We start from the raw sequence: 716 nt of genomic DNA, 5'->3' as shown, positions 1-716 counted from the left end.
TGAGTTGCCGAATACAACAGTTTGGGGCTATGAAAACTCTTATCCAGGCCCTACAATCGAGGTCGTGAAAGGAGAAAAAACATTTATTAAATGGAGCAATCATCTTCCGGCTAAACATCTTTTGCCGATCGATTATACCGTTCATGGAGCACATAAGGATGTTCCGGACGTAAGAACTGTCGTCCATGTACACGGTGCAAGCGTTGAATGGGAAAGCGATGGGTATCCTGAGGCTTGGTTTACAAAAGGATTCCGGCAAACTGGCCCGTTTTTCAGAAAAAAAGTTTATTATGAGAATGACATGCGCGCATGCACGCTGTGGTATCATGACCATGCTTTAGGTATTACAAGACTTAATATTTATGCTGGGCTCGCAGGATTTTTTCTCATAAGGGATCAATGGGAAAGAGCATTGAATTTGCCAGCAGGTCCTTATGAAATCCCGCTGATCATACAAGATAAATCATTTAAAGAAGATGGTTCGCTTTATTATCCGAAGCAGCCGGAAAAACCAGTTCCCGCTTTAGATGTATCTGTTGTTCCTGAATTTTTTGGAGATGTTAATGTGGTCAATGGCAAAGTATGGCCTTTTTTAAAAGTTGAGCCGCGTAAATACCGATTTAGGCTTCTAAATGGGTCAAACTCCCGTTTTTATCGATTGAAGCTTGATTCTGGACAGTTTTTTTATCAAATTGGAACAGAAAGAGGATTGATGG

1 protein-coding gene is annotated in these 716 nt (G+C 41.1%); it reads left to right on the top strand.

The genetic code is table 11. From position 1 onward, the window contains the following. Positions 1 to 716, top strand: a 716-nt coding sequence (locus tag CLD20_RS19955; protein ID WP_224408432.1) for a multicopper oxidase domain-containing protein, incomplete at both ends; no start/stop codon positions are given.

Source organism: Afifella sp. IM 167, from assembly GCF_020144925.1.
Taxonomy (GTDB): domain Bacteria; phylum Pseudomonadota; class Alphaproteobacteria; order Rhizobiales; family Afifellaceae; genus Afifella.
Note: the sequence above shows the minus strand (reverse complement) of the source record. Positions and strands in the feature narration are given on the sequence as shown.